This is a genomic window from Variovorax sp. GW821-FHT09B01 (assembly GCF_059418345.1).
Genome location: NZ_JBWKPQ010000012.1, coordinates 33,993 through 55,411 on the forward strand (window position 1 = coordinate 33,993; position 21,419 = coordinate 55,411).

General features: G+C 70.0%; 22 protein-coding genes. 10 read left to right on the top strand and 12 right to left on the bottom strand.

Going from position 1 to position 21,419, the window contains the following annotated elements; genetic code table 11:
• Positions 1-126: 126 nt before the first annotated feature.
• On the bottom strand, positions 127-555 hold the full coding sequence (locus tag AC07RV_RS27760; protein ID WP_093339891.1) for a CBS domain-containing protein: 429 nt from the start codon (positions 553-555) through the stop codon (positions 127-129).
• Positions 556-818: 263 nt separating this feature from the next.
• On the opposite strand from AC07RV_RS27760, the gene ylqF reads away from it, so the two are divergent.
• The 4 genes from ylqF to AC07RV_RS27780 are packed head-to-tail and all read left to right on the top strand — an operon-like array spanning position 819 to position 3,506.
• On the top strand, positions 819-1,793 hold the full coding sequence (gene ylqF / locus AC07RV_RS27765) for a ribosome biogenesis GTPase YlqF (protein ID WP_093339888.1): 975 nt from the start codon (positions 819-821) through the stop codon (positions 1,791-1,793).
• 11 nt (positions 1,794-1,804) lie between these two features.
• The gene (locus tag AC07RV_RS27770; RefSeq protein ID WP_296781458.1) at positions 1,805-2,410 is read left to right on the top strand and encodes a Crp/Fnr family transcriptional regulator; all 606 of its coding nucleotides are present in this window, start codon (positions 1,805-1,807) and stop codon (positions 2,408-2,410) included.
• Positions 2,411-2,444: 34 nt separating this feature from the next.
• Complete coding sequence (locus AC07RV_RS27775) at positions 2,445-3,035, top strand: DUF1772 domain-containing protein (protein WP_296781459.1); 591 nt, start codon at positions 2,445-2,447, stop codon at positions 3,033-3,035.
• 57 nt (positions 3,036-3,092) lie between these two features.
• On the top strand, positions 3,093-3,506 hold the full coding sequence (locus AC07RV_RS27780; RefSeq protein ID WP_093339880.1) for a PaaI family thioesterase: 414 nt from the start codon (positions 3,093-3,095) through the stop codon (positions 3,504-3,506).
• A 5-nt stretch (positions 3,507-3,511) separates the two neighbouring features.
• On the opposite strand, the gene AC07RV_RS27785 is transcribed toward AC07RV_RS27780, so the two are convergent.
• On the bottom strand, positions 3,512-4,741 hold the full coding sequence (locus AC07RV_RS27785; RefSeq protein WP_296781460.1) for an acyltransferase family protein: 1,230 nt from the start codon (positions 4,739-4,741) through the stop codon (positions 3,512-3,514).
• 192 nt (positions 4,742-4,933) lie between these two features.
• Here AC07RV_RS27785 and AC07RV_RS27790 point away from each other — a divergent pair, with 192 nt between their 5' ends.
• Both AC07RV_RS27790 and AC07RV_RS27795 read left to right on the top strand, forming a co-directional pair.
• Entirely contained in the window at positions 4,934-5,902 is a 969-nt protein-coding gene (locus tag AC07RV_RS27790) for a LytTR family DNA-binding domain-containing protein (RefSeq protein WP_296781461.1), read from the top strand.
• Positions 5,903-6,106: 204 nt separating this feature from the next.
• Positions 6,107-7,309 (top strand): ammonium transporter, encoded by a 1,203-nt coding sequence (locus tag AC07RV_RS27795; RefSeq protein WP_296781462.1) that lies wholly within the window; start codon positions 6,107-6,109, stop codon positions 7,307-7,309.
• Positions 7,310-7,330: 21 nt separating this feature from the next.
• On the opposite strand, the gene AC07RV_RS27800 is transcribed toward AC07RV_RS27795, so the two are convergent.
• Positions 7,331-7,672, bottom strand: coding sequence for a hypothetical protein (locus AC07RV_RS27800; protein ID WP_281080775.1), 342 nt, complete (start codon positions 7,670-7,672; stop codon positions 7,331-7,333).
• Between the two features lie 143 nt (positions 7,673-7,815).
• On the opposite strand from AC07RV_RS27800, the gene AC07RV_RS27805 reads away from it, so the two are divergent.
• Together AC07RV_RS27805 and AC07RV_RS27810 are read left to right on the top strand one after the other, a co-directional pair.
• Positions 7,816-8,880: a GNAT family N-acetyltransferase gene (locus AC07RV_RS27805; protein ID WP_296781463.1), complete on the top strand. Its 1,065-nt coding sequence runs from the start codon at positions 7,816-7,818 to the stop codon at positions 8,878-8,880.
• 125 nt (positions 8,881-9,005) lie between these two features.
• Positions 9,006-9,941, top strand: a complete 936-nt coding sequence (locus AC07RV_RS27810; RefSeq protein WP_296781464.1) for a M14 family metallopeptidase — start codon at positions 9,006-9,008, stop codon at positions 9,939-9,941.
• A 22-nt stretch (positions 9,942-9,963) separates the two neighbouring features.
• On the opposite strand, the gene AC07RV_RS27815 is transcribed toward AC07RV_RS27810, so the two are convergent.
• From AC07RV_RS27815 to AC07RV_RS27830, 4 genes are all read right to left on the bottom strand, one after another.
• A complete protein-coding gene (locus AC07RV_RS27815) occupies positions 9,964-10,287 on the bottom strand; it encodes a hypothetical protein (protein WP_296781465.1) in 324 nt (107 codons plus the stop codon).
• 17 nt (positions 10,288-10,304) lie between these two features.
• Positions 10,305-12,053 carry an ORC-CDC6 family AAA ATPase gene (locus AC07RV_RS27820; protein ID WP_296781466.1) on the bottom strand — a complete coding sequence of 583 codons (1,749 nt, stop codon included), beginning with the start codon at positions 12,051-12,053 and terminating at the stop codon, positions 10,305-10,307.
• Between the two features lie 150 nt (positions 12,054-12,203).
• Positions 12,204-13,103, bottom strand: a complete 900-nt coding sequence (locus tag AC07RV_RS27825) for a M23 family metallopeptidase (RefSeq protein WP_296781467.1) — start codon at positions 13,101-13,103, stop codon at positions 12,204-12,206.
• Positions 13,104-13,205: 102 nt separating this feature from the next.
• A complete protein-coding gene (locus AC07RV_RS27830; protein ID WP_296781468.1) occupies positions 13,206-15,020 on the bottom strand; it encodes a glutamine--tRNA ligase/YqeY domain fusion protein in 1,815 nt (604 codons plus the stop codon).
• A 137-nt stretch (positions 15,021-15,157) separates the two neighbouring features.
• Between AC07RV_RS27830 and AC07RV_RS27835 the strand changes: the two genes are divergently transcribed.
• Positions 15,158-15,505 carry a hypothetical protein gene (locus tag AC07RV_RS27835; RefSeq protein WP_093341198.1) on the top strand — a complete coding sequence of 116 codons (348 nt, stop codon included), beginning with the start codon at positions 15,158-15,160 and terminating at the stop codon, positions 15,503-15,505.
• 82 nt (positions 15,506-15,587) lie between these two features.
• Here the strand turns inward: AC07RV_RS27835 and AC07RV_RS27840 are convergent, their stop codons facing one another.
• The 5 genes from AC07RV_RS27840 to AC07RV_RS27860 are packed head-to-tail and all read right to left on the bottom strand — an operon-like array spanning position 15,588 to position 19,363.
• The gene (locus tag AC07RV_RS27840) at positions 15,588-16,433 is read right to left on the bottom strand and encodes a LytR/AlgR family response regulator transcription factor (protein WP_296781469.1); all 846 of its coding nucleotides are present in this window, start codon (positions 16,431-16,433) and stop codon (positions 15,588-15,590) included.
• Complete coding sequence (locus AC07RV_RS27845) at positions 16,430-17,548, bottom strand: sensor histidine kinase (RefSeq protein ID WP_296781470.1); 1,119 nt, start codon at positions 17,546-17,548, stop codon at positions 16,430-16,432. Before AC07RV_RS27845 ends, AC07RV_RS27840 begins: the two co-directional genes overlap by 4 nt.
• On the bottom strand, positions 17,545-17,838 hold the full coding sequence (locus AC07RV_RS27850; RefSeq protein ID WP_093339854.1) for a 2TM domain-containing protein: 294 nt from the start codon (positions 17,836-17,838) through the stop codon (positions 17,545-17,547). The genes AC07RV_RS27845 and AC07RV_RS27850 overlap by 4 nt, the downstream gene beginning before the upstream one ends.
• Positions 17,835-18,788, bottom strand: a complete 954-nt coding sequence (locus tag AC07RV_RS27855; RefSeq protein ID WP_296781471.1) for a sterol desaturase family protein — start codon at positions 18,786-18,788, stop codon at positions 17,835-17,837. The genes AC07RV_RS27850 and AC07RV_RS27855 overlap by 4 nt, the downstream gene beginning before the upstream one ends.
• A 53-nt stretch (positions 18,789-18,841) precedes the next feature.
• A complete protein-coding gene (locus AC07RV_RS27860) occupies positions 18,842-19,363 on the bottom strand; it encodes a DUF6622 family protein (protein ID WP_208512168.1) in 522 nt (173 codons plus the stop codon).
• Positions 19,364-19,695: 332 nt separating this feature from the next.
• Between AC07RV_RS27860 and AC07RV_RS27865 the strand changes: the two genes are divergently transcribed.
• Positions 19,696-21,387, top strand: coding sequence for an efflux RND transporter periplasmic adaptor subunit (locus AC07RV_RS27865; protein ID WP_296781472.1), 1,692 nt, complete (start codon positions 19,696-19,698; stop codon positions 21,385-21,387).
• Positions 21,388-21,419 lie beyond the last annotated feature (32 nt).

A 21,419-nucleotide genomic window follows, 5' to 3' on the forward strand; every position in this document is an offset into this window, starting at 1 on the left:
GGTGATCTTGGGGGGAGGGCCACGAGGTGGCGCCCGGCCGCGAGGGGCGGGCGCGCGCAGTCTAGCGTCGTCCGGTCGCGCCTGCCTGACGCGGGGGCCGAAAAAGGGCGGCGGCGCCGCCTTCGCTCAACTCTGGATGTAGTGCGTCAGTTGCTCGATGGTCTGCTCGTGGTCGGCAATGATGTCGTCCATCAGGTCCTGGATCGAGATCATGCCCACCACCCTGTCGCCGTCGACCACCGGCAGGTGGCGGAACTTGCGCTGGCTCATCAGCGCCATGCAGGTCTGGGTGGGGGTCTGCGGGTTCACGGTCATCACGTCGGGCGTCATGATCTCCGAGACCTTGACCTCCTTGGAGTTCTTGCCCTGCAGCGCGACCTTGCGCGTGTAGTCGCGCTCGGAGAGGAAGCCGACCAGCCGGTCGCCCTCCATCACCATCAGGGCACCGACCTCGAAATGCGCCAGCGTGGCCAGCGCATCGAACACCGTGGTGCCCGGCGAGGTCCGCCAGGCCGCGGAGTCGTGACGTTTGAGCAGTTCGGAGACGGGTTTCATCGCGGCAACTCCTTGAAAAAAGTCTGGATTCGACCGACGCCGGAAGGCGCGCTCTGCGACAAATCATAGGGGCTGGCACGCGCGAGCGGCGCAAGACTTTGCAAGCGTGCGGCCATGCGCTGCGCGGCAAAGACCCCGGTATCCCCGCGCGGCGGGGGCGTATCGATCGATTCAGGTTCGCGGTTCACAATGCGCACCCCGGACCGGTGCATGCACCGTCCCATTCCATCCCGCAGCCACAAACACAAGAAAGACACGCACCGATGGCGATCCAGTGGTTCCCCGGTCACATGCATCTCACGCAGAAGGCGATCACCGAGCGCGTGAAGGACATCGACGTGGTGATCGAGCTGCTCGACGCGCGGCTGCCCGGCTCGAGCGCCAACCCGATGCTCGCGCGGCTGACCGCCAACCGGCCGGCGCTCAAGGTGCTCAACAAGCAGGACCTGGCCGACCCCGAGCGCACCGAGCGCTGGCTCGCGCACTACAACGGCCTGCCGGCCACGCGCGCGATCCCGCTCGACGCCAGCCTGTCCACGCCCGCGCAGCAGATCGTGCGCGCCTGCCATGCGCTGTCGCCCAACCGCGGCGGGCTCGCCAAGCCGATGCGGGTGCTCATCTGCGGCATTCCGAACGTGGGCAAGTCGACGCTGATCAACACCCTGACCGGCGGGCGCAAGGCCAAGACCGGCGACGAGGCCGGCATCACCAAGCTCGAGCAGCGCATCACGCTGGCCGACGACTTCTACCTCTGGGACACGCCCGGCATGCTGTGGCCGCGCATCGTGGTGCCCAAGAGCGGCTACAACCTCGCGGCCAGCGGCGCCGTGGGGCGCAATGCCTTCGACGAGGAAGAGGTGGCGCTCGAGCTGCTCGGCTACCTCAAGCAGCATTACGCGGCGGGGCTGGTGGCGCGCTTCAAGCTGGTCGAGCACGAGCATGCGCCCGGGGAGCTCGCCGAGATGCGCGACGAGGCGCTGCTCGACACCATCGGCCGCAAGCGCGGCGCGCTGCTCGGCAAGGGCCGCGTGAACCTGCAGAAGGCGGCCGAGATCGTGATGCACGAGTTCCGCGCCGGCAACCTCGGGCGCATCACGCTCGAGACGCCCGAGGAGTTCGCCCAGTGGCTGGCCGAGGGCCAGCGCGCCGATGCCGAGCGCGAGGCCAAGAAGGCCGCGCGCAAGCAGCAGCGCAAGGGCGGCAAGGCCGCGGCCGCCGAGGACGACGCGGTCGCCTGAGGCAACGGACCATGCAGCAGCCGGCCGCCACCGATGCCGCCTGGCACGCGGCCCTGGCGCGCCGCTTCCCCGAACTCGGTGTCGGCCCGCTGGCCGCGCTCGCCGGCGCGCCCCGCCGCGAGACCCTGGCGCCGCATGCGGTGCTGCTGGCCGCGGGCAACGCCTGGCGCCATGCCTTCTGGGTCGAGCGCGGGCTGCTGCGGCTGTACTACCTCGATGCCGAGGGCCGCGAGTCGAACAAGAACTTCCATGCCGAGGACGCCTTCGTCTGGCCCGTGACGCCGCTGCTGCGCGACGAGCCGGCGGCCTTCTTCATCGCGGCGCTCGAGCCCGCCGTGGTGCGCTGCCTGCCGTGCGACGCGCTCGAAGCGGCGGTCGCGGCGCTGCCCTCGTGGACCGCGCTGCGGCTGGCGGCGCTGGCGGGCCTGTTCGACGACAAGCTGCGGCGCGAGCAGGCCTTCCTGCAATGCGACGCGCGCGCCCGCTACGAGGCGCTGCTGCGCGAGCGGCCCGACTGGGCGCGGCGCATTCCGCTGCGCCACCTGGCGTCCTACCTCGGTATGACCGATGTCTCGCTGTCGCGGCTGCGCGCGGAGATGGGGCTTATCGCAGGTTAAGGCGGGCCGGGGCGGCGCGCGCCACAGTCGGCGCATGCCGCCACGTACCTCGCCGCTCTCCTTCGCGCTGTCTCTTGCAGGCTGGGGCCTGCATGGCTTCGCCGTCTTCGCCTTCGGCCTCATGGCCGGCTTCTTCTGGGCCTACGGCTTCAACGTCAGCCTTGCCACGCTGCAGATGGACGGCGCGAGCTATGCCACCGTGCAGTCCAGCCTCAACCGCCATGTGCGGCACGCGATGTTCTTCGGCTTCTTCTTCGGCCCGCCGCTGCTGTGCGCGCTGGCGCTCGCGACCACCTGGCGCGAATGGCGCGCATGGCGTGGCTGGTTCGGCCTGCTCGCGTTCGCGGGCGTGCTCTATGCGCTGGGCATCGTGCTGTTCACCGCGCAGGTAAACCTGCCGCTCAATGCGTATACGGAGTCGTGGGATCCGCGGGCGCTGCCGCCCGACTGGGCCGAGACGCGCGCACGCTGGAATGCCGCCAACCTCTGGCGCTGCGCGGCCAGCGCGCTGGCCTTCGCCTTGTCGATCGCGGCGCTCGCGCTGCGTGCGCGGGCTGTCGCCGATGCAACTGCCGCGCGCGTTCCGGTCACGGACGCGACGGGCCGGCCAGGGGGCGCTTCGTAGAGTGGGCTCGACCCATTCTGGTCGACAAGGAGAGTCCCCCTCTCGAAGGAGCATCCGATGCTAGACACCATCCAGGCCTTGAATCGAACGGCCGCATTCAACCGCTGGGCCGGCTTCGAAGTCGTGCGCGCGGAAAAGGGCGAGGCCGAGCTGCGCATGGCATGGCGCGAGGCCGACATGGGCCAGTACGCCGGCTTCCTGCATGCCGGCATGATCGGCGCGCTGCTCGACACCGTCTGCGGCTTCGCGGCCGCCACCGTGGCGGGCCGCGTGCTGGCCTCGCACTTCTCGGTCGATTGCATGGCGCCCGCGCTGGGCCGCGTCTTCGTGGCGCGCGGGCGCGTCGTGAAGGCCGGGCGCAAGCAGGTCTTCACCGCGGCCGAGCTGTTCGGCGAGGCCGAGGACGGCACGCTGAAGCTGCTGGCCACGGGCAGCACGATCCTGGTGCCGGTGCCCGACGACAAGGGCTGAGGCCTTCAGCGCGCGGCCGTCAGGGCCGCCGCGGGCGCCCGATCCGGCGTCCGCTTTTCCTGCAGCGGCAGGCCGAACAGCGGCCGCAGCCAGCGCACGCGGCGGATCAGCGCGTCGTTGAGCAGCCAGCAGCCGCCCAGCGTGGCCGCGAGGATCAGCGCCGGCTCGAGCACCGGGCCGAGCGCCAGCGGTGCCAGCCAGACGATCGCCAGCACGATCAGCGTCTGGTGCAGCATGTACCAGGGATAGACCGAGGCATTGGCCCAGCGCAGCCAGGGCCAGGGGCGGTTCAGGTAACGGTGGCCATGGCCGAGGAGGGTGGCGACCGCGGCCCAGAGGTAGAGCGAGCGCAGCACGGCGTTGACTTCGTTCGGCACGCGGCCGGCGCCCAGTGTGCGCGCCGCGATGTAGGCGGCGACCACCGCCACGGCCAGCGCCAGCGACACGCGGCGCAGCCGCTCGAGCTCGCGCCAGATGCCGCTGTCCGCGCCCATCCAGTAGCCGTAGAGGAAGACGGTGAAGTAGATGCTGTGCAGGAAGGGGTCGCGCACCAGGTTGTGGGTCGGCGGGTAGTGCGGCGCCAGCAGCAGCGTGAAGGCCGCGAGCGGCAGCACCGGCAGCAGCAGCAGCCAGCCGCCGCGCAGCCCGTTGAAGGCCCGGCGCAGCGCCTGGCCCGCGGCCGAACGCCACAGCGGCAGCGTGAGCGCCACCGCGGCCGTGTAGACGAACAGGTACGGCAGGTACCAGAGGTGGTTCCAGGTGATGCCGAACTCTGCGCCCGCGAAGGCGCCTTTGGGCCAGGGCTGGCTCATCGTCAGGTAGCGCAGCAGGAAGGCGCCGAAGCCCGGCGCCACCAGGCCGTTGGCCACGCCTTCGGCATAGGCCTGCCAGGGCACGACCACCGCCATGCCGAAGGCCAGCGGCAGCATCAGCCGCAGCCCGCGGCCGCGCAGCAGCGCCGCCGTGCCCTGGTGGCGGCTCAGGAAGGCCAGCGAGACGCCCGAGATCAGGAACACCAGGTCCATGCGCCACAGGTTCAGGATCCGCATCGGCCACTGCAGCCATTCGGCCGCATGCGGGCTCTTGAGGTGCCAGGGCCAGTCGGCCACGTAGTACATCGCCACGTGGTAGACGATGACGAGCAGGAAGGCGAGGGCGCGCAGGGCGTCGATGTCGTGCCGGCGCGCTTCGGCGGCCGGCGGGACGGGGTTGCGTGGAAATCGGTCGGTGGGCATGAAGGCTCCTGGATCGGGGACTGAACGAGCGGCCATGGTCCGGGAGCGGCGCGGCGGCGGCGCGCCCGGGGGACGGATCGCGGGCGCTTTGTGACGAGCGGTGGCCCCGGTGGGACGAAACAGGGGGCGAAATCCGTCCCTTGGCGGCCCCTGCCGCCCCGTTCGCCCCGCGGATCGCGACAATCGCCCGCCATGGCCGGCCCGCGCAAAGACCTCTACCACCGCTACGAACCGATCCGCCGCTACGTCGAGGTCGGCTTCTGGATCGTCGTGATGGCGCTGCAGGCGCTGTTCAACACCACGGTGGCGATGGTCGACGCGCGCTCGCGCGCGGTGCCCCGCGAAACCTGGGAGATCGTGGTCTGGGAGGGCTCGAGCCACCTCGTGCTGCTGCTGCTGGTGCCGGCCATCGTGGCGCTGGAGCGGCGGCTCTCGCCGCTGGCCTCGCTCGCGCCCGGCAGGCTGATGCGCTACCTGGCCTGGCATCTTGCGGCCAGCGTGGCGTTCAGCCTGGCCCACGTGATGGCGATGTTCGCGCTGCGCTCGCTGGCCTATGCCGCGGCCGGCGAGCACTACGCCTTCGGCGGCTGGGCCGCGCAATGGGGCTACGAGTACCTGAAGGACGTGCGTGCCTACGTCTCGATCGTGTTCGGTATCTGGGCCTACCGGATGTTCATGCTGCGCTGGCAGGGCGAGGCGCGAGTGCTCGACGCGCCGGACGAGGCGCCTGAAGGGCCGCAAGCGTCGCCACGCCCGGCCGATGCCGAGCCGGCCCCGGCCGCGGACGCGCCACCGCCGCCCGCCGAACCCGCGCCGCCCCCGGCGCCCGCGCGCCCCGAGCGCTTCCTGGTGCGCAAGCTGCGGCGCGAATTCCTGATCGCCGCCAGCGACATCGACTGGCTGCAGGCCGAGGGCAACTACGTCGGCCTGCACGTCAACGGCCACGACTACCTGCTGCGCGCCACCCTGACCGACTTCCTGACCCAGCTCGACCCGGCGCTGTTCGTGCGCGTGCACCGCAGCCATGCGGTCAATCTCTCGCGGCTGCGCGAGATCGAGCCGCTCGACGGCGGCGATGCGCGGCTGCACATGCACGACGGCAGCACGGTGCCGTGCAGCCGGCGCTACCGCGAGGCCCTGCGCGGCGCCACCGCCGCCTGAGCCCCCGCGGGGGTGCGCCATGCACCGTCAGGCGGCATCCGTTCGGGTGCGCCGCGCCCGCCCATCGGGCCGAATCAGCCCCATCTCGGCCCGTTTCGCACCATTGATGAGCTTGTAGGCACCATTTTTGCTTCATTGGCCCGCCGTCCTGCTGAATTCAGGTGCGGCGCACCAAATCAATCCAAAAACCAGCAAGAAGCTCCAATGGACGCACTCAAACAGGGCGCAGACGCGCTGTTCATCCTTCTAGGCGCGATCATGGTGTTGGCCATGCATGCGGGATTCGCCTTCCTCGAACTCGGCACGGTCCGCAAGAAGAACCAGGTCAATGCGCTCGTGAAGATCCTGGTCGACTTCTCGGTCTCGACCATCGTCTACTTCCTCGTCGGCTACGGCGTGGCCTACGGCACCCACTTCTTCGTCAGCGCCACCGAGCTGTCGGCCCGCAGCGGCTACGACCTGGTGAAGTTCTTCTTCCTGCTGACCTTCGCGGCCGCCATTCCGGCCATCATCTCGGGCGGCATCGCCGAGCGCGCCAAGTTCTGGCCGCAGCTGATCGCCACCGCCGTCATCGTCGGCTTCGTCTATCCCTTCTTCGAAGGCATCGCCTGGAACAAGCACTTCGGCATCCAGGACTGGATCGCTTCGGTCACGGGCCATGAATTCCACGACTTCGCGGGCTCCGTGGTGGTGCATGCCGTGGGCGGCTGGCTCGCGCTGCCGGCCGTGCTGCTGCTGGGCGCGCGGCGCAACCGCTACCGCGGCGACGGCTCGCTGGCCGCGCATCCGCCGTCGAACATCCCGTTCCTCGCGCTCGGCGCCTGGGTGCTGTGCGTGGGCTGGTTCGGCTTCAACGTGATGAGCGCGCAGACCATCGACAAGATCTCGGGCCTGGTCGCGGTCAACTCCGTGATGGCGATGGTCGGCGGCACGCTGGTGGCGCTGGCCATGGGCAAGAACGACCCCGGCTTCGTCTACAACGGCCCGCTGGCCGGGCTGGTGGCGGTGTGCGCGGGCTCCGACCTGATGCACCCGATCGGCGCGCTGGTGGTGGGCGGCGTGGCCGGCGCCATCTTCGTCGCGATGTTCACGCTGACGCAGAACAAGTGGAAGATCGACGACGTGCTCGGCGTCTGGCCGCTGCACGGCCTGTGCGGCACCTGGGGCGGCATCGCGGCCGGCATCTTCGGCACCCAGGCACTGGGCGGCATCGGCGGCGTGAACCTCGGCGCGCAGCTCATCGGCACCGCCATGGGCGTGGTCTGGGCGCTGCTCGGCGGCGCGCTGGTCTACGGCGTGCTCAAGAAGACCGTCGGGCTGCGGCTGTCGCAGGAAGAGGAATTCGACGGCGCCGACCTCTCGATCCACCACATCTCGGCGACGCCGGAGCGCGAAGTCAACTGGTGAACGGTTCGCGGCGGGGGCGGCTCAGCACTTCTGGAAGCGCGGGCACTCGGCGACCGCGCGGATCGCCACCACCGTGTTCTCGCCGTCGAGGTGGCGCGAGACGAACTCGACCGGCGTGCCATCGGCGATGTCGGCCGCGAGCTTGCGGTCGGCCAGCCTGAAGGTCTGGGTGGTGAACGGCAGCTTCGAGCGCGGCGGGATCTTCAGGTGCAGGTACAGCTTGCCGCCGGGCTCCTCGTGCGAAGACATCAGGCGCGCGCGCGTGTAGACGGGGTCGGTCTTCGTTTCCTGCGCGGCGGCGCCCGCGAGTGCGAGCAGGGCCGCGGCGGCCAGGGCCAGGCGGGACAGCGGCGGGAAGGGCATGTGCGAACTCCTCGTCGAAGGGGGCGGAAATGCCATTGTGAAGCGCCAACCTTCGGCCAAGCCAAAGATGCGTTCGTCCAAGCGCGCGACGGGACCGCGCTTCGGCACAATCGCGCCCCCGACAAAAACATGGAGGAGGGGAGATGGCGAACGACACGATCGAGATCCGGCGCTTCGATGTCCATGCGGACGACGCGTCCGAATGGGCGCGCTTCCACCGCTACCGGCGCCTGCGCGACGAGGAGCTGCACCCCGGCGAGCCGCAGGCGGCCGATGCCGACTTCGAGCACGACGCGCGGCGCCGCATGCCCTTCCACGAGGCCGAGCGCTTCGTCGCGCGCGAGGGCGACGAGCTGGTCGGCAACCTCATCCTCTGGCGCCGCCGGCCCGACGCACCGAACAGCGAGCCCTTCGCGTTGCATGCGGAGGCCTGGCTCGGCGTGCTGGGCGCGCACCGGCGCCGCGGCATCGGCAGCCGGCTGCTCGTGCCGCTGCTGGCCTTCATGTGCGAGCACGGCAAGACCGTCGCGACGATGAACACCTTCTACCCGCCGGGCCATGCCTTCCTCGAAGCCTCGGGCGCGGTCCTCAAGCACCGCGTGATCGAAAACCGCATGCGCATCGACGGCCTCGACGCGGACGAGCTCGCGCGCTGGAAGGCGCAGGGCACGGCCGGTGGCGCGCTGCGCTTCGAGATCCATCCCGGCCGCACGCCGATGGAGCGCCTGGCGCAACTGCTGGCGCCGTTCTCGGACCTGTTCAACGACATGCCGCTCGGCGAACTCGAGCTGCCGCCCGCGCGCTACGAGCTCGACGGTTATGCCAACTGGTACCGCGAACTCGACCGCAGCGGCGGCGAGCACCACCTGGTGCTGCTGGTCGACGCCGACGGTACGCTGGCCGCGATGTGCGAAGCGCACTGGGACCCGCGCACTCCCGAGCGCCTGCACCAGCGCCTGACCGGCGTGGCGCGCGCCTGGCGCGGCCGCTCGCTGGCCAAGGCGGTGAAGGCCGCGATGCTCGACAGCGTGCGCGCGCTGCATCCCGAACTGCGCACCGTCGTGACCTACAACTCGGAAGCCAACGCGCCGATCCTCGCGATCAACCGCCGGCTGGGGTTCGAGGTGCATCGGCGGCAGGGGGTTTATCAGCTGGGGGTCGAGGCGCTGGCCGAGTGCTTGGCGCGGCGCGGGGAATCGGTGGACTGAAGCGCAAATTGCGCCGATACGCTTCAGATTTGAAGCGTATCGGGCCGGAACCGGTGCCCAGCAAGAACGCGCCGCCTGTAGCAAACTCGCGCGACCCGTTCCCGCCCGAGCCGCCACACCCCACCATGACCCAATCCCCACCCGCCCTCGAAGTCCTCCCGCGCGACCTCTCCGCCTACCGCCAGGGCAATGTCGGCGTTGACTACGTGCACCGCTTCGAATCGGGCAAGCCCGGCCCGCACGTGCTGATCAACGCCCTGACGCACGGCAACGAGATCTGCGGCATGACGGCCGCCACGCACCTGCTCGACCACGGCGTGCGGCCGAAGATCGGCACGCTCACCGTGAGCTTCGCGAACATCGACGCCTACGAGTCCTTCACCGAGGCCGCGCCCTACGACAGCCGCCAGATCGTCCACAACCTCAACCGCATCTGGTCGCCCGAGTGGCTCGATGGCAGCGAGGACAGCCCCGAGCTGCGCCGCGCGCGCATCCTGCGGCCCGTGGTCGATGCGGCCGACCACATCCTCGACATCCATTCCACCAGCCAGCCGGTGGTGCCGTTCTGGGTCTACCCGTCCTTCGAGCGCAATGCCAAGGTGGCGATGGCCATCGGCCGGCCGCCCGTGCACCTCGTGATGCCCGACGGCCTGGGCTCGGGCACGCCGCTGATCCAGTACGGCAGCCATGGCGGACCCGACGGAAAGGGCGTGGCGATGGTGGTCGAGTGCGGCCAGCATTTCCTGCGCTCCGCCTCGGACCTCGCCACCGCCGTCACCTACGACTTCCTCGCCTACTTCGGCCTGGTCGACAAGGACCCGGCCGCCCCCGCACCCGAGCCGCAGCGCCGCTTCAAGCTGCTGCAGACGCACGTGATCCAGAGCGAGGACTTCGCCTTCGTGCGCCCGCTGATCGGCTTCGAGACCTTCGTCAAGGGCGAGCTGATCGCCACCAACGGCCCCGACGAGATCCGCGCGCCGGTCGACGACTGCACCGTGTTCATGCCCGCGCAGCGCGTGATCGTGGGGCGCGAGGCGCTCTACCTGACGCAGCCGATCTGAGCTGGGCGACGGGCCGCTGCGCTCAGCAGATGAGCAGGTGCCGCGGCACGTCGACCGTGCTGTAGTCGGCGTGCCAGTAGTGCGGGTCGTCGCAGAGGCTGAACACCACGTTCTCGTTCGCATGGCGATCGCCGAAGCGGTCGCGCAGCGTGACGTGCACCGAGCCGGGATCGGGCCAGTCGGCGCCGGCGTCGCTCACGCGGTTGCCCGCGGCGACCTCGGCGGCCACCACGGATTGCAGCGCGGGGTGCAGGCGGGTGTTGAGCAGCGCGAGCGCGGCGGCGCGCGAAGCCGGGGGCATGGCGGGATCGAGGCAGGCGGTGGTGAAGCTGTGGCGCCCAGGCATGGCCGGATGCTCGCTTCTCAAGCCGCCAGCGCACTGCGCGCCGGAATCTTCTCGAAGCAGTGGTTGCACAGCGACTGCTTCACGAAGGCCGCGTGCGTGGTGTCGACCGGCTTCTTGCAGTGCTCGCACATGAAGGCCTCGCCGACCGCGAGCTGGAATTTCTGGAAGAAGGCGTCGCTCAGGTGGATGCGGCGGATGTCGCGGATGTCGTCGCGCACCTTGAGGTTCTCGAGGGTGTTGTTGTCGAGCGCGGTGCGCGTGATGTTCAGGTGGTTGTAGCAGCCGTAGTCGATCGAGTAGACGTTGAAGGTCTCGCCCGCCATGTCCTTGTGCGAGTAGCCCTTCTTGCGCAGGTGCAGCACGCGGAAATCCACCAGGCCGAGGATGTGCGGATTGGCCGAGTACTTCTCGCTGATCATGAAGTGGCTCGAGTTCTTGCCGACCACGATCTCCTGCACGATCTTCTCGAGCAGGTTCTTCTCGACCGAGTGCTCGTCGACCTGCTTCTTCTTGTCGGTCTCGTACCAGCCCGAGGTGGCGGCGCGCACGTTCTTGATCGAGATGTGCTTGGAGCCAGAGCTCTTGAACTGCGCGTACGAATGGATGAAGAGGTTGATGAAGTCGCGCGGTATGCCCGCGCTCGCGATCAGCAGCTCGCCCAGCGCCTTGTTGGTGAGGAAGGCGTTGATGAAGGCGTCGTTGTTCTTGCGCGAGGGCAGCAGCAGCTCGTCGGACAGGCTGGGGCTGTGCTGCTCGAGGTGCTTGCACAGCAGCTGGTTGAAGAAGTTGCGGGTCTTGGCCTTGTCGATCTCGAACACGTAGCGGTTGTCGAGCTGGTAGCCGAAGATGTCGCCGCCGTCCTCCAGGCCGTAGAACTTCTCGTCGGTCTTGTGGCCGAGGTCGGTGCGGTTCGGGATCGCGGCGATCTTGAAGCTGAAGCGGCTCGCGATGAAGGACTTCTTGACCAGCTCGGCCAGGTGCTTCTGGGCCGAGTTCGGGATCTCGGACCATTCGTCGATCAGGCAGAAGACGCGGTTCAGTTGCAGTTCCTCGCTCAGGTCCTGCAGCAGGTTCGCGATGTCGAAGACGCTGATGAACTGGTCCTTGAGCCTCGACTCCTGCGACTTGGTCTGCAGGCTGCCCGAGGCCTGCAGCTCGGGCGCCTTCGAGAGCTTGAGCGAGGCGCCGGCCTGCGCGATCGACTCGACGGCGAGGGCCGTCTCCTTGAGCTTGTTGAGCGAGCTGCCGTCGAGTTCGCGCTGGATGGCCTCGAGCCGGTGCTGCAGCTGGCGCTCGGCCTCGTCGTCGAGCGGATCGCGGCGCAGCGGGATGATGTCGTCCCGGCCGTGGATGGCGCGCAGGTTGCTCGAGAACGCATTCACCAGGCTGCGGATGATGTTCTTGAACAGGATGACCGCGTACTGCTCCCAGCTCAGGCCGTCGGCCTCGGCATGCGGCAGGATGGTTCGCGCATCGATGTAGACCGCGATCCGCCGCGAGGCCGCGAAGTCGTTGTTGATCTTCTCCTGCAGCGCCTTCAGCAGGTGGGTCTTGCCCGAGCCGCGGCGGCCGTAGATGACCTGGTTGTTGAGGTTGTGGATGTCGTGCAGCGCGTCCTCGCCCACGTACAGGCCGAGGTAGCTCTGGTCCTGGATGTTCTCGGCCCGCAGCGCGTTCGAGAGCGTCGCGACGGCCTTCTGGATCTGGGCGTCGCTGATGGGCATGGCATTGCCGGTCCGGGGCGCGCTGGTCGTGTTCTTCTGCATGAGGGCTGGTGCAAGTGAAGCGGGACCGGCGCGCGTCCCCGAGATGGGGCCTCCCGGCGCGCGGTCTGAAAACGAATTGTTACTTGCCCCGGACGCCTTGCCAACAGAGGCGCCCCGGCCCGGACCGCCGGCGAGGTGCCGGCGCAACGTTCAGGCGGAAATGAACAGCGCCGGATCGACCATCGCGCGGTTGAGCATCACCGACCAGTGCAGGTGCGGGCCGGTCACGCGACCGGTGGCACCGACCGCGGCGAGCTTGTCGCCGGTCTGGAGCACGTCGCCGACCTTCACGTCGACGCGGCTCAGGTGGCAGTACATGGTCAGCAGGCCGCCGCCATGGTCGAGCCAGACGGTGCCGCCATTGAAGAAGTAGTCGCCGGTGTCGATGACCTTGCCCGGCAGCGGCGCGAGCACGGGGGTGCCGGTGCCGGCCGCGATGTCCATGCCGCTGTGGGGATTGCGCGACTGGCCGTTGAAGACACGGCGCAGGCCGAAGGAGCTCGAGCGGCGGCCCGGCACCGGCACGCGCATCTGCAGCGCGGCATCGGGGCGCAGCTCGGTGCGGGTGGCGGTCACGGTGGCGAGGTGGTCGCGCTCGCGCTCGTAGCGCGCCTGGTCCTCGGGCGAGAGGTCGACGGTGCGCGGCGCCACGTTCAGGCGCTGCTCGCGGTACTGCTTGGGCGCGATGCTGTAGCCGAGCTGGCGCGGCGCGGCGTCGGGTCGGGCCTGCACCGAGATGCTGGCCTCGCCGGGTTCGGCCGCGAGCGGGATGCCGACGAGGGCGGTCCATTCGATGGGGTCGCCGAGCACCAGCACGGGCTGGTTGCCGTCGCCGCCGGTCGTGGCCAGCGGCCGCGCGGCCGCGGGGCCGAGCGACAGGCGCGCGACGCCGCCGGGGACCTGGGAGGCGCGGGGCCAGACCTCGGGCGGCTGGGGCTTGGCGGCGCCGGCCTTCTTGGTCGCCGCCGTGGCGGGCAGGGCGAGCAGGGCGGCGGTGCCGATCAGGAGCGTGCGGCGGGTGGAGAGCGGAGCATGAAGGATGCGTGACATGGGCCGCATTGTGGCGTCATGGCCGGCGCCCGATTGTCGGAAAGCACCATGAAAAACCGGGGCACGCGGCCCCGGTTCGTGGTGCGGCAGGAGCGCCGGCGCCTACTTGCCCCAGCTGTCGCGCATGCCCGCCGCGCGGTTGAACACGCGCCGGCCGTCCTCGGCCGCCTTGGCGTCGAGCACGAAGTAGCCGTGGCGCTCGAACTGGAAGGCCGCTTCGGGCTTCGCGTCGGCGAGCGAGGGCTCGACATAGGCCGCGCAGACCTCGAGGCTGTGGCGGTTGAGTTCCTCGAGCAGCTCGCCGCCGCCCGGATTGGCTTCGGAGAACAGCCGCTCGTAGAGCCGCACCTCGGCCTGCACCGCGTCTGCCACGGCCACCCAGGTGATATTGCCCTTGACCTTGATCGCGTCGGCGCCCGGGGTGCCGCTCTTGGTGTCGGGCACCAGCTTCGCCTGCACCTCGATGAGCTTGCCCTCGGCATCGCGCGTGGCGCCGGTGCACTCGATGACGTGGCCGTACTTGAGCCGCACCTTGTTGCCGGGGAACAGGCGGAAGAAGCCCTTGGGCTGCACGTCCTCGTAGTCGGTGCGCTCGATCCAGACCTCGCGGCCCAGCTTGAAGGCGCGCTTGCCGAGCTCGGGATGGTGCGGATGGATCGGCGCCGAGCAGTCGTCGAGAGCGGCGTCGCCGCCCATGAGTTCACCCCAGTTGCTGATGACCAGCTTGACCGGGTCGAGCACGGCCATCGCGCGCGGCGCCACGGGGTCGAGGGTGTCGCGCAGCGCGGCCTCGAGCGCGGCGTAGTCGATCCAGCCGCCCGACTTGGTGGTGCCGCTGCGTTCGCAGAACAGGCGCAGCGCCTCGGGCGTGTAGCCGCGGCGGCGCAGGCCGGCCAGCGTGGGCATGCGCGGGTCGTCCCAGCCGTCGACGTGCTTTTCCTCCACCAGTTGGCGCAGCTTGCGCTTGCTGGTGAGCACATGCGTCACGTTGAGCCGCGCGAACTCGTACTGGCGCGGGTGCGGGCTGGCGATCAGGCCGCCTTCGGCGAGGCGGTCGAGCAGCCAGTCGTAGAACGGGCGCTGGTCCTCGAATTCGAGCGTGCAGATGCTGTGGGTGATCTGCTCGAGCGCGTCCTCGATCGGGTGCGCGTAGGTGTACATCGGGTAGATGCACCACTTGTCGCCGGTGTTGTGGTGCGTGGCCCGGCGGATGCGGTAGAGCGCCGGGTCGCGCATGTTGATGTTGGGGCTCGCCATGTCGATCTTGGCGCGCAGGGTGGCGGCGCCGTCGGCGAGCTTGCCGTCGCGCATCGCGCGAAAACGCGCGAGGTTCTCCTCGGGGCTGCGGCTGCGGTACGGGCTGTCGGTGCCGGGCTTGCCGAAGTCGCCGCGGTTGGCGCGCACTTCATCGGCCGATTGCTCGTCGACATAGGCCAGGCCGGCGCCGATCAGGTATTCGGCCGCGCGGTACATGAAGTCGAAGTAGTCGCTCGCGAAGTACTCGTGCGGCTGCATCACGCCGGGCGCGCTGGGGCGGTCGGCGAGGTAGGTCTCGTAGCCGAGCCATTCCACGGCGTCGCGGATCGAGTCGACGTACTCCTGCTCTTCCTTCTCGGGGTTGGTGTCGTCGAAGCGCAGGTGGCAGACGCCGCCGTATTCGCGCGCCAGCTCGAAATTCAGCCAGATGCTCTTGGCGTGGCCGATGTGCAGGTAGCCGTTGGGTTCGGGCGGAAAGCGCAGGCGGACCCGGGCCGGGTCGCTCATGCCATGGGCGTGGTGTTCGGCATCGCCCGGAGCCCCGCCCCAGCGGCGGCCGGTGTAGGCGCCCTGGGCGAGGTCGTTTTCGATCACGTGGCGCAGGAAATTGCTGGGTGCGGCGGGTGTTTTTGCGACGTCTTTGTCGGTCGGGGAGGTCATCGACGCATTCTAATTTGGGGGATCTTCAGGTTACCTTTGGCAACGCTCTTCACAATGCGGCGGGCAACCACTTTGCATTTGGCGCGTTCAATACGTACATGGGCAGTGAATGCCTTCCCTACAAGGAGTCCAACATCATGAGCGTCACCCGTTCTACCTTCTTCAAGTGGGCCGCCGCAGGCGTCGTCGCCGCCGGTGCCCTGTTCGCGGCCACCTCGGCCAGCGCTCGCGGCGACGTGAGCTGGTCCATCGGCGTCGGCGTGCCCGGCGTGGCGGTGGGCGTGGGCGGCCCCGCCTACTACCCGGCACCGGTCTATGCGCCGCCGGCCCCCGTCTACTACGCCCCGCCGCCGCCGGTGTACTACCGCCCGCCGCCGGTCTATTACCGTCCGGCCCCGGTGTACTACGCGCCGCCGGCCTACTACGGCCCGCGCTATTACGGTCGCGGCTACTACCGCGGTCATGGCCACGGCCACTGGCGCTGAAATGCCACGCTGAATGTGAGCAAATGAAAAAGCCGGTTCTTCGGAACCGGCTTTTTCATTGGGCGACGCAGCGGCCCGGATTTCACATGGCGCGAAACAGGTGGGCGTAGAGCCGGCTGACCGGAATCCGCTCCGGCCGCCCGCGCAGGTCCAGGGCGAGCTTGCCGGCCTCGTCGCGGTGCACCGCCTCGATGGCCGAGGCGCGCACGACGACCGCCCGGTGCACCTGCCAGAAGGTCTGCGCATCGAGTTGCGGCAGCAACTGCTTGAGCGGCGTGCGGATCAGGTATTCGTGGTCCGCGGTCAGCACCCGCAGGTATTTGTCGGCGGCCTCGAAATACAGCACCTCATCGATCGGCACCATGCGCACCGTGCTGCCGCCGGCATCGCTGGCGGCGATCATGCGCAGCGGCGCGGCCGAGGGTTCGGGCATCGGCGCGCCGGCGCCGCCCGCGGCGGCCAGCACCTCGCGCCAGCGCGCCAGCGTGCGGTCCAGCGCCTCGTCGGCCGGCGTTTCGGCCGCCGGCCGCGCGGCCAGCGCCTGTTTCAGCCGCACCACCGTCTTGCGCAGCCGCTCGGGTTGCACGGGCTTCAGCACGTAGTCGATCGCCTGGGCCTCGAAGGCACGGGCCGCGTACTCGTCGTAGGCAGTCACGAAGACCAGTTGCGGCATCGGCGCCTCGTCGGCGGGCCAGGCGTCGGCCAGCTCGGTGGCGGCGCCCAGGCCGTCGAGGCCCGGCATGCGGATGTCGAAGAACAGCACTTGCGGCAGCAGCCGCAACGCCTCGCGCACGGCGCTGCGGCCGTCGCCCGCGGTGGCGGCGATCTTCAGCTCGGGCCAGGCGGCGGCCAGTTCGGCCTTCAACGCCTGCGCGAGCAGCGGTTCGTCCTCGGCGATCAGCGCGGTGGGAGTGGCAGGAGTGTTCATGGCGTGGGGGAAGCGGCCGGCGCGTCGCCGGTGGAGGAAGCCTGCAGCGGAAAGCGCAAGGTGGCGCGGGTGCCCGTGTGCTCGCCGGGCGCGAGCGTCAGGGCGGCGCGCGGGCCGTAGACCGTGGTCAGCCGTTCGCGCACCTGTTCGAGGCCGAAGCCGCCGCCGTCCCGCGACGTCGACGGCAACGCGGCATCGAGCCCGATGCCCGTGTCGCTGAGTTCGATCACCAGCAGGTCGCCCTCGCGGCGCGCGCGCACCGCGATCTCGCCGCCCTCGACCTTGGGCTCGAGGCCGTGGCGGATGCTGTTCTCCACCAGCGGCTGCAGCAGCAGCGGCGGCACCGGCACCTCGCGCAGCTCGGCCGGCAGCTCGAGCGTGTAGCGCAATCGCTCGCCCATGCGCACCGACATCAGCTCGAGGTAGTCGGCCAGCCGGTCGAACTCGGCCCCCAGCGGATGCGCGAGCGTGCGCGAGCCGCTGAGGGTGACGCGCAGGTAGCTGTTGAGCCGGTCGAGCATGGCCACGGCGCGCGGCGGATCGAGCGTGATCAGCACCCGCAGGTTGGCCAGCGTGTTGAACAGCATGTGCGGCTCGAGCTGGGTTTCGAGCAGCTTGAGCCGCGCCTCGGTGGCGTCGCGCCGGGCGCGCTCGATCTGCCCCTGCAGGTGCTTGCTCTTGCCGAGGCTGTAGAAGAAGAAGCAGGCGCCGGCGGTGGCGACCAGCGTGATGGTGAGCGTGGTCGCCAGCTTGTGGCCGCGGTAGTCGAGGAAGTCGAGCAGGGGCGCGCCGCTCCAGGCGTCGCCGATCAGGTTGCCTAGCAGGAAGCCGGCGGTCACGCCGAAGCCGATCAGCGCGATGCTCTGCGGGCCATGCGGCCAGAGCACTTCGCGGTGGCCGCTCATCAGCAGCCGGCCGCCATCGATGCACAGCCAGCTGATCAGGCCGATCGCCATCGAATAGACCATGTGGTCGACCCAGCTGCGGCCGCTCGAGATGCTGAGCGCGGCCGCGATCAGGCAGCAGAAGACGGCGGTGATCAGCCCGTGCCGCAGCAGGTCGCGCAGGTTCTCGATGCCGAACCTGGGGCGGGCGGCGGCAGGGGCCTGGTTCAACGGCGCTCCCCGGCGGCCAGCGCGCGGCGTTCGCGTTCGACCAGGCGCTCGTAGAAGTCGCCGCCCGGCGCGATGAACCAGATCACGGCGCCGTGCACCAGCAGCCCCAGGCCCCAGCCCATCAGCGGATAGACGGCCCAGGTGTGGCCCTTCGACGCCGACAGCGCGACCAGCCCGAGGTTGACCAGCACGTAGACGAAGGCATGGATGTACCAGCCCATCTTGGCGCCGGCGCGGCGGCGGGCGCGCTTCTCGAGTTCTGCGGGAGAGGGGGACGAGGATGTGTTCATGACAGCTCCTTGATCTGAACGGGAATGAAATCGGCAGGTGGGGAGGCGAAGGGCGCCGGGGCCTCGACGGCCGCGCGCCGGCGCAGTTCCTCGGTGGTCTCGCCGGGCCCGTCGGGGTTCCAGCCCGGCGGCTTCACGAGGTAGCCGACGAAGGCGCGCACCGAGCGGGCCGAGGCCAGGTCCTTGAACAGCGCGCGCCATTGGCTGAACTCGATCTCGAGCAGGTTGTACGAAGTGATCGGCTTCACGAGGCCGTAGCGGCAGGGCAGGTCGGCGCGTTCGGGGATGTAGGTGCCGAACAGGCGGTCGAACACGATCAGCACGCCGCCGTAGTTGCCGTCAAGGTACTCGAGGTTCGAGGCATGGTGCACCCGGTGCGCCGAGGGCGTGTTGAGCACCCATTCGAGCGGCCCGAGCTTCGGGATCCAGGTGGCGTGGATCCAGAACTGGTAGAGCAGGTTCAGGATCAGCATGATCAGCACCACGCGCGGCGGCATGCCCAGGAGCGGCGCCAGCATGAAGAAGGCCAGCGTGCCGGTGAGCTTGCCGGTCCAGCCGAAGCGGTAGGCGGCCGACAGGTTCAGCTCGTTGGGCGAGTGGTGGATCGCATGGGTGCACCAGAACCAGCGCACCCGGTGCGCGGCGCGGTGGTACCAGTAGTAGCAGAACTCCTGGCCGATGAAGCAGGCGGCCCAGCCTGTCCAGTGGTCCATCGGCAGGGTGAGGAGGCGGTGCGCGTAGAGCCAGTCCATGGCGCCGACCCAGAAGGCCAGCGGCAGCAGCCAGCGCAGCGGGTATTCGCGCACCAGGAAGTCGAACACCGAGATGCCGGCCGCCTTCCAGTCGTAGCTGCGCCAGCCGTTGCGCCACGAGAGCACCAGCGCTTCGGCCAGCGAGGCGATCAGCACCACGGACACCGAGATCTTGAGGATCAGCACGAGGACGGACATGGCGCTTCCTGCAGGCGTGGGGGAATGGGCGGGCGAAAAGGGCGGCGCCGATCTTAGGCGGCGCCGGCTCCGCTGGCCATGGCGTCGGTGGCGATCGCCAGCTTCCACAGGCGCAGGGCGCGGGCCGCGAAGACGCCGCTGAAGGCGCCGTAGAGCACGGGGATCGCGACCGCGAACACGCTGTCGTGGCGCAGCTCGGGGTGCATGACCAGCGCCACGCCGACCACGTACTTGGTGAAGAAGATGCCCATCATCAGCGCCAGCGGCACCGCGCTGCCGGCCAGGTGGAAGCGGCGCGTGGCGGCGTCGTAGCGGGTGCTCGCGGGCAGCGGGCGCCGCAGCACCAGCGCGATCATCACGGCCGCGGCGGCGGCCCAGCCGAGCAGGGCGCCGAGCGAATCGCCGAAGGCCGAGGCCACGCCCATCAGCGACAGCGCGCCCATCGCGATCGGCATCAGCGTGATGCGCGTCAGGCTCACGCTGCCCGACAGCAGCTGCTTGCTGCCGAGCCAGACCAGCAGCACGAAGACGGCGAACACCCACTTGGGCGTGTGAAGAAGGATCTGGATCAGCATGGGGTGGCTCCTTGATCGGTCGAGGGTGGAAAGGCGGCCGGAAAATCCGGGAGAAACGATGGATGCCCGAGGGCGTTGGAGCGGACTTTGCCGGCGCGCTCGCAGGGCCGCCACGGCCGTGCGATGAAATGCGGGGGCGCGGCGCGAAGTGCGCGCCGGCGGCGCCAAATGCGGCCGGACGCGGCGCGCGGGCGGCACCGAATCCGGTGGGCCGCGGCCCGCCGCCCCCGAAGTCGAAAGCTTTACCGTCGCTTTACGGCACAGCAAACTCTGCATACACCTTTCGGCGCTGTACTCTAGGCCGCAACCCGTTCAGGCTCTACTTGCTTCCCATGGACCCCCACACCCCTGTTCCCCCGCCGGCCGCCGCATCGCCCACGCATCCCCCGGTCCGACGCCGCCGCTGGGTCGGCAGCCTGATCGCGCTGTTATTGCTCGTGGCCCTGGGCGGCGGTGCCTGGTACCTGGTGCAACGCGCGAAGACGCCGGTGGCCGGCCCCGGTGCCGGACCGGGCGGCCCCGGTGGGCCGGGCGGTCCTGGCGGCCGGCGCGGCGGCGGTGGCGGCGGTGCCGCCTCCAGCACCGTCGGCATCGCGACCGCGCGGCAGGCCGACATCCCGATCCAGCTCGAGGCGCTCGGCACCGTCACGCCGCTGGCCAACGTCACCGTGCAGCCGCAGGTCTCGGGCGTGCTTACGCAGGTGCTGTTCCAGGAAGGCCAGATGGTCAAGAAGGGCGACGTGCTCGCCACCATCGACCCGCAGCCCTACCAGAACGCGCTGGCCCAGGCCACCGGCGCGCGCCAGCGCGACGAGGCGCAGCTCGCGGCGGCACGCGTCACCCTGCAGCGCTACCAGACCCTGCTGGGCCAGGACTCGATCGCGCGCCAGGACGTCGACACCCAGAGCGCGCTGGTCAAGCAGCTCGAGGGCACGGTCGCGATCGACCGCGCCAACGAGAACTCCGCGCGGCTGAACCTGACCTGGACCCGCATCGCGGCGCCGGTCGGCGGCCGCATCGGCCTGCGGCCGGTGGACGTGGGCAACTACGTCTCGACCGGCACCAGCGGCGGCATCGCCGTCATCACCCAGATCGCGCCGATCGACGTGGTGTTCTCGGTGCCGCAGGACCGCGTGCCCGAGGTGCAGGAGCGCCTCGCCGCCGGCGCCAAGCTGCCCGCCACCGCCTTCGACCGCACGCGCGTCAAGCAGCTCGCCACCGGCAGCTTCTCGACGCTCGACAACCTGGTCGACACCCAGACCGGCACCGTCAAGGCCAAGGCCCGCTTCGTGAATGCCGACGGCGCGCTGTTCCCGAACCAGTTCGTCAACCTGCGCCTGTTGCTGCGCACCGTGACCAGCGCCGTGGTGGTGCCGGTGACGGCGATGCGCAACGGCCCGAATGGCGACTACGTCTACGTGCTCAACGCCGACAACACGGTGTCGCAGCGCGTGGTGACGCGCGGTGAGTCGAGCGTCGACAACATCGCGGTGACCGCCGGCCTGAATGCCGGCGAGGTGGTCGTGACCGAGGGCGGCGACCGCCTGAAGGACGGCGCGCGCGTGCAGACCCAGGCCGACCGGCCCGCGGTCGCGCCCGGTGCCGCCGCCAATGGCCAGCACCGTGGCGGGCGGCGCCAGCGCGAGGGCGCGCAGGGCGGCGCTCAAGGCGGGCAGGCACCGGCCGGTGGCGCCGCGTCGTCCGCCGCGCCCGCGCCGGGTACGGCACCTGCCGCTCCGGCAACGGCGCCGGCCCCGGCGGCCGCACCCGCCACCGGCGCCCAGCCGGCCGCACCTGCCGCCGCACCGACCGCCGCCGCCCCCAAGCTCCCCACCGCCGAACAGCGTCAGCGCATGCTCGACGCCGCCAAGGACGACCCCGAGCAGCTCGAGCGCCGCAAGCGCTTCCTCGAACAGCTCGACCGTGGCGATCCCGCCGCGCTCGAACGCTGGCAGCGCATGGCCGAACGGCAGGGCCAGGGCGGGCAGGGCGAGGGCCGCCGCCAGGCGCCGCAAGGCCAATGACGCGCCGGCCTTCCGCCTCGGCATCCACCGCC

Coding starts and splice junctions, on each gene's coding strand:
- AC07RV_RS27785 (WP_296781460.1), bottom strand. CDS start 4,741: ATGCCCACCGACCGATTTCCACGCAACCCCGTCCCGCCGGCCGCCGAA.
- AC07RV_RS27840 (WP_296781469.1), bottom strand. CDS start 16,433: ATGAACACTCCTGCCACTCCCACCGCGCTGATCGCCGAGGACGAACCG.
- ylqF (WP_093339888.1), top strand. CDS start 819: ATGGCGATCCAGTGGTTCCCCGGTCACATGCATCTCACGCAGAAGGCG.
- AC07RV_RS27855 (WP_296781471.1), bottom strand. CDS start 18,788: ATGTCCGTCCTCGTGCTGATCCTCAAGATCTCGGTGTCCGTGGTGCTG.
- AC07RV_RS27780 (WP_093339880.1), top strand. CDS start 3,093: ATGCTAGACACCATCCAGGCCTTGAATCGAACGGCCGCATTCAACCGC.
- AC07RV_RS27830 (WP_296781468.1), bottom strand. CDS start 15,020: ATGACCTCCCCGACCGACAAAGACGTCGCAAAAACACCCGCCGCACCC.
- AC07RV_RS27815 (WP_296781465.1), bottom strand. CDS start 10,287: ATGCCTGGGCGCCACAGCTTCACCACCGCCTGCCTCGATCCCGCCATG.
- AC07RV_RS27790 (WP_296781461.1), top strand. CDS start 4,934: ATGGCCGGCCCGCGCAAAGACCTCTACCACCGCTACGAACCGATCCGC.
- AC07RV_RS27760 (WP_093339891.1), bottom strand. CDS start 555: ATGAAACCCGTCTCCGAACTGCTCAAACGTCACGACTCCGCGGCCTGG.
- AC07RV_RS27775 (WP_296781459.1), top strand. CDS start 2,445: ATGCCGCCACGTACCTCGCCGCTCTCCTTCGCGCTGTCTCTTGCAGGC.
- AC07RV_RS27865 (WP_296781472.1), top strand. CDS start 19,696: ATGGACCCCCACACCCCTGTTCCCCCGCCGGCCGCCGCATCGCCCACG.
- AC07RV_RS27795 (WP_296781462.1), top strand. CDS start 6,107: ATGGACGCACTCAAACAGGGCGCAGACGCGCTGTTCATCCTTCTAGGC.
- AC07RV_RS27770 (WP_296781458.1), top strand. CDS start 1,805: ATGCAGCAGCCGGCCGCCACCGATGCCGCCTGGCACGCGGCCCTGGCG.
- AC07RV_RS27810 (WP_296781464.1), top strand. CDS start 9,006: ATGACCCAATCCCCACCCGCCCTCGAAGTCCTCCCGCGCGACCTCTCC.
- AC07RV_RS27850 (WP_093339854.1), bottom strand. CDS start 17,838: ATGAACACATCCTCGTCCCCCTCTCCCGCAGAACTCGAGAAGCGCGCC.
- AC07RV_RS27805 (WP_296781463.1), top strand. CDS start 7,816: ATGGCGAACGACACGATCGAGATCCGGCGCTTCGATGTCCATGCGGAC.
- AC07RV_RS27800 (WP_281080775.1), bottom strand. CDS start 7,672: ATGCCCTTCCCGCCGCTGTCCCGCCTGGCCCTGGCCGCCGCGGCCCTG.
- AC07RV_RS27860 (WP_208512168.1), bottom strand. CDS start 19,363: ATGCTGATCCAGATCCTTCTTCACACGCCCAAGTGGGTGTTCGCCGTC.
- AC07RV_RS27825 (WP_296781467.1), bottom strand. CDS start 13,103: ATGTCACGCATCCTTCATGCTCCGCTCTCCACCCGCCGCACGCTCCTG.
- AC07RV_RS27835 (WP_093341198.1), top strand. CDS start 15,158: ATGAGCGTCACCCGTTCTACCTTCTTCAAGTGGGCCGCCGCAGGCGTC.
- AC07RV_RS27820 (WP_296781466.1), bottom strand. CDS start 12,053: ATGCAGAAGAACACGACCAGCGCGCCCCGGACCGGCAATGCCATGCCC.